General features: G+C 72.1%; 1 protein-coding gene. It reads right to left on the bottom strand.

Annotated features, from left to right (window positions below; genetic code table 11):
* The coding region (locus C7416_RS28725) for a non-ribosomal peptide synthetase (RefSeq protein ID WP_146604317.1) at positions 1 to 5966 on the bottom strand (5966 nt) is incomplete at both ends.

Genomic DNA, 5966 nt, shown 5'->3' on the forward strand with positions numbered 1-5966 from the left:
CCCTCGCCACCGATGTAAAGCTCGCCGGCCACGCCCGGCGGCACCAGGTTCAGTTCGGCATCGAGCAGGTAGCAGCGGCGCGCGCCCACCGGGCGCCCGATCGGCGCGTAGGTGCCGGCAAACTCGGCTTCGGGCGCATCGGCGCGCGCCTTCCAGGCCATCGGCGTGACCACGGTTTCGGTCGGGCCATAGCCGTTGATAAAGGTCTGTGGTGCCAGCGCGCGGCGTGCCTGGGCAAACGCGGCGCGCGGCATGGCCTCGCCGCCGAAGGAGTAGAGCGCCACCGGCGGACGCTCGCCGCTCTGTTCGCAATGCTCGGCCAGCTGGCGCAGGTAGGCCGGCGGGAAGCCGGCGTTGGTGACGCCGTGGCGGGTCATGGCCGCGGCGGTCTGCTCCGGTGTCCACAACGCATCGTCGCGCAGCAGCAGCGAGCCGCCGCAGGCCAGCGCGCACAGCCAGCGCTCGTGGGCGCCGTCGAAGGCGAACGAGAGGAAGTGCAGTTCGCGCGAATGCGGGCCCATCTCGTAGGCGTCGATGGTCGCGGCCACGTGCATGGCGAGCGGGCCGTGCGCAACGCAGACGCCCTTGGGCCGGCCGGTGGAGCCGGAGGTGTAGATCACATAGGCAAGCTGGCCAGGGTGGACCGGCTGCTGCGCGAGCGGCGCTATGCCATCGTCGACCGCATCCAGCGTCAGCACCGGCAGCGCGGCCGGCGCGGGCAGCGCATCGAGCAGCGCGGGCTCGGTGACGAGCAGCCGGATCGCGCTGTCGTCAAACAGGTAGGCCAGCCGGTCTTTCGGATAGGCGGGATCGAAGGGCACGTAGGCAGCGCCGCTGCGCATCACCGCCAGCAGCGCGACGATCAAATCGGGCGAGCGCGACAGGGCGATGCCGACGCGGTCCTCGGCGCCGATGCCGCGCGCGCGCAGCACGGCGGCGAGGCGGTCGGCGCGGGCGAGCAGTTCGCCGTAGCGCAGCACCTGGTCGCCGCAGATCACGGCGACGGCGTCGGGGCGGGCCGCGGCGTGGCGGGCGATGTGCGCGTGCACCGGCAGGGTCTCGCCGGCAGGCGCTTCGCCCTGGCCCAGTGCCAGCAGTGCCGCGTGCTCGTCCTGCGTCAGCAGGCTGAGCGCGCCAACGGTTTGTCCCGGCACGGTGCCGATGGCTTCCAGCAGCCCCGTCATCTGCGAGCAGATGCGCGCCACCTGAGCCACGTCGAACGCGCGCCGCATGTAGGTGAAGCCCAGCCGCAGCGTCTGGCGCAGGCTGACCTCGACGTCCATCTCGTATTCGGTCAGGCCCGTGCTGCTCTGCGTGGCCAGGCGCAGGCCGCTGCGGCCGGCGGATGCCAGCGCGTCTTCGAGCGGGAAGTTCTCGAACACCAGGATGCTGTCGAACAGCCGCTGCCCGGCCTGGCCGCCCCAGCGCTGGATATCGGACAGCGGCGTATGACCGTGCTCGCGTGCGGCCAGGTTGAAGCTCTGCAGTTCGCGCAGCCAGTCGCCCACCACCTGCTCTGGCCGCGGCGCGGCCAGCACCGGCAGCGTGTTGATGAACAGCCCCAGCATCTGCTCGCTGCCCGGCACGTCCGCGGGCCGTCCGGCCACGGTGGCGCCGAAAGCCACGCGGCGCTGGCCGGTGTAGCGCTGCAACAGCAGCAGCCACGCCGCCTGCACCACGGTGTTGAGCGTCACCTTGTGCGCGCGGGCGTAGGTCGACAGCCGTTCGGTCAGCGCCGTGCCGCAGTCGTGCTGCAACAGCGCGTAGCCTTCGCCGCCGGCCGGTGCCGGCAGCGCCTGCGCCAGCCGCGTAGGGGTGTCGAAGCCATCGAGCTGGCCGGCCCAGAACGCCTGCGCGGCGCTGGCGTCGCGCTGCTGCAGCCAGCGGATGTAGTCGGCAAAGCGGCCTTCGGGCGGCGCGACGGCTTCGCCCGCATAGCGCTTCAGCACCTCGCCAAGCAGTTGCGAGGTGCTCCAGCCATCGAGCAGCAGGTGGTGTACGGTCCAGACCAGATGATGCCGGCCGGGACCGGTGCGCACCAGCGTCAGCCGCATCAGCGGCGGGCACTCCAGGTCGAAGCCCCGGGCCAGGTCCGCCGCGGCAAGCTGGTCCAGCGCGGCCGGCAACCCATCGGGAGGCTGCGCCGACCAGTCGTGTTCGGCCAGCGGCAGTTCTACCGCGTGCGCCACCCATTGCAGCGGCTGCTCGCCGCGCTGCAGGAAGCCCGTACGCAGGGCATCGTGGCAACCCAGCGCCGCGCGCCAGGCCCGGGCGAAGCGGACGGGGTCGAGCCCCTCGACCTCGACCCGCAGCTGGTTGATATAGGCACTGCCGGCATCCGCGCGCGCCACGCTGTGATACAGCATGCCCGCCTGCATCGGCGACAGCGGATACAGGTCCTGCACCCGCGCGGCGTCGAGGCCGAGGCCGTCGAGCTGGCCTTGCGACAGCCGCGCCAGCGCAAAGTCCGCGCTGCGCAGGCGGGTCCGGCGCGGCGATGCCTGGATATGCACCACGTCGGCCTTGCCGTCGAGCGCCGACAATGCCTCGGCCACCGCCGCCAGCGTCTGCTGCTCGAACAGCTGCCGGGGCGTCAGCAGCCACCCCAGCGCGCGCAGCCGCGCGACGATCTGCAGGCTCAGGATCGAATCGCCGCCCAGTTCGAAGAAGTTGTCGTGGCGGCCCACGCGCGCCACCTTCAGCACCGTGGCCCAGGTGCCGGCCAGCACCGCTTCCACGCCGGGCTGCGGCGCCTCGTAGGCGCTCGAGCCAGCAAACTCCGGCGACGGCAGCGCGCGGCGGTCCAGCTTGCCGTTGGGCGTGACCGGCATGCGCTCCAGCACGACGATGGCGCCGGGCACCATGTAGTCGGGCAACGCCTGCGCCAGCCAGCCGCGCAGCGCGTCGGTGTCGAGCGCCGCACCGGCGGCTGGAACGGCGTAGGCCACCAGCCGCGCCGGTCCATCGCCGCTCAGCGCGATGGCGACCGCCTCGCGCACGCTGCCGTGCGCGAGCAGGCGCGCCTCGATCTCGCCCAGCTCGATGCGCAGGCCGCGGATCTTGACCTGGTGGTCGAGCCGCCCCAGGTATTCGATCTGGCCGTCGGCGCGGCGCCGCGCCAGGTCGCCGGTGCGATAGAGCCGTTCGCCGTGCGCGCCGTGCGGATCGGCGACAAAGCGTTCGGCGGTCAGCGCGGCGCGGCCGAGATAGCCGCGCGCCAGGCCCGCGCCGCCGAGATACAGTTCGCCCGCGATGCCGTCCGGCACCGGGTGCATCGCGCCGTCGAGCACATGCGCGCTGACGTTGGCGATCGGACGCCCGATCGGCACCGCGTGCCCGCCGTCATCGCGGCAGGTCCAGTGGGTGACGTCGATGGCCGCCTCGGTGGGGCCGTACAGGTTGTGCAGGCCCGCCTGCGGCAGCAGGGCCATGGTGCGCCGGGCCAGATCCGCCGGCAGCGCCTCGCCGCTGCAGACGATGTGGCGCAGGCTCGCGCACGCGGCGGCCACGGCACCATCGGCCACGAACGCCTGCAGCATCGCCGGCACGAAATGCAGCGTGGTGACCCGATGCTGCGCGATCAACGCGGCGATCTGCTGCGGGTCGCGATGGTCGCCCGGCGCCGCCAGCGCCAGCCGCGCGCCCGTCATCAGCGGCCAGAAAAACTCCCAGACCGAGACGTCGAAGCTGAACGGGGTCTTCTGCAGCACGGTGTCGCCCGCATCCAGCCGGTACTGCGCCTGCATCCACCAGAGCCGGTTATGCAGCGCGCCGTGCCGGTTGCCGGCCCCCTTGGGCCGGCCGGTGGAGCCGGAGGTGTAGATCACGTAGGCCAGGTTTTCCGGCGACAGCGCAGGCGACGGGTTGTGCTCGCCGCGCTGCGCATACAGCGCCGGATCGGCCAGGTCGACGGCGGCCACGGCACGGGACAGCGCCGGCATCGCATCCGGGCGCTGTACCAGCACCAGCGCCACGCCGCTGTCCTCGATCATGTAGGCCAGGCGGTCGGCGGGATAGTCCGGATCGAACGGCACGTAGGCGCCGCCGGCCTTGAGGATGGCGAGCAGCGCGACGACCATTTCGACGGAGCGCTCGGCCAGCACGCCGACCGGCACGTCCGGGCCCACGCCTTGCGCGATCAGTCGATGCGCCAGCGCGTTGGCGCGGCGGTTCAGCGCCGCATAGGTCAGGCGCTCGTCGCCGAAGCACAGCGCAATCGCGCCGGGCTGCGCGGCGGCACGGGCTTCGAACAGACGGTGCACCGGTTCCGCGGCGGGATAGGGCTGCGGATCGACGCCGAGCGCCAGCGCGGCGCCCGCCTCGGGCGGCGCCATCAGCGCGATCTCGCCCAGCGGGCGCGCCGCGTCGGCGACCATCTGGCGCAGCACTGCAAACAGGCTCCGCGCCAGCTGCGCGGCATGCGGCCCGTTCAGCTGTGCGCGGTCGAAGCGGCAGGTCAGGTGCAGCGTGTCGGTGTGCGCGAACAGTAGCGTCAGCGGGTAGTTGGTTTCGGCCCGGTTGCGCACGCCGGAGAACGACAGCCCGGCCGGTGTGCGGCGCAGCGCCGCGTCCACGGGGTAGTTCTCGAACACCACGATCGAATCGAACAGGGCCTGGCCGCTGTGTCCGGCCCAGCGCTGGATGTCGTAGAGCGGGGTGTGCTCGTGCTCGCGCAGCGCCAGGTTCAGCGCCTGCACCTGGCGCAGCCAGTCGCCCACCGCTTGCTGCGGACGCGGCGACGCGATCACCGGCAGCGTATTGATGAACAGCCCCAGCATCTGCTGTGCGGCCGGAAGCTCGGCCGGGCGGCCGGCCACGGTGGCGCCGAAGGCCACGCACGGCTGGCCGGTGCAGCGCTGCAGCAGCAACAGCCAGGCGGCCTGCACCAGCGTGTTCAGCGTGACCTTCTGCGCGCGGGCAAAGCCGGCCAGCGCGGTGGTCTCGGCGGCGTCGAGTTCGTGGTGATGCTCGCCCTGGCCTTGTCCTTGTTCCGGGGCAGGCAGTGCCGCCAGCAGGCGGGTCGGCGCATCGAGCGGTGCCAGCTGCGCTTTCCAGAAGGCTTCGCCGGCGGCGTTGTCGCGCGACTGCAGCCAGCCGATATAGTCGGCAAAGCGCCCGCCGCTCGCGGGCAGCGTTTCGCCGGCATAGTGGCGCAGCACTTCACTCAGCAGCTGCGCGGTGCTCCAGCCGTCGAGCAACAGGTGGTGCACGGTCCAGACCAGGTGGTGGCGATGCGCACCGGTGCGCAGCAGCGCCAGCCGCATCAGCGGCGGACGCTCCAGGTCAAAGCCCTGTGCGCGCTGGCGGTCCGCGAAGGCGTCGATCTCGTCCGCGCCGCGCCCGCGCCAGTCCTCGACCAGCACCGGCAGCGCCGCCTGCCTGGACACCCACTGCATCGGCGGGTCGGCCCGGTGCAGGAAGCCGCTGCGCAGGGTGTCGTGGCGCGCCAGCACCGCCTGCCATGCCGCGCGGAAGCGGTCGGGATCGAGCCCGTCGATATCGACGCGCAACTGGTTGGTATAGGCGCTGCCGTGCTCGCCAAACACGCTGTGGAACAGCAAGCCGGCCTGCATCGGCGACAAGGGATAGAGGTCCTGCACCTGCTGCGGCGCAAGGCCAAGCGCATCCAACCCGGCCTGGGAAAGGCGGGCGAGCGGGAAGTCGGACGGCGTCAGGCCCGCGGCCCCGGCGGTGCAATGGGCGATAACCGCCTCCAGTTCGGCGCGAAACGCCGCTGCCAGCGCTTCGATCGTCGCGCTGCGATAACGGCGGCGGGCATAGGCCACGGACAGCCTGAGCTGACCGTCCTGCACCTGTCCACTCACCGATAGCGGATGCGACAGCGGCGTGGCGGGGTCCTGGTTGACGCCCGCGCTGTCGGCCGAGAGCCGCCACGGGCTGTCGTCGGCGAAGCTGGCGTCGAGCTGGCCCAGGTAGTTGAACACCACTTCAGGCTTCGGCACATC

It is taken from the genome of Cupriavidus phytorum (assembly GCF_003254285.1).
Taxonomy (GTDB): Bacteria; Pseudomonadota; Gammaproteobacteria; order Burkholderiales; family Burkholderiaceae; genus Cupriavidus; species Cupriavidus phytorum.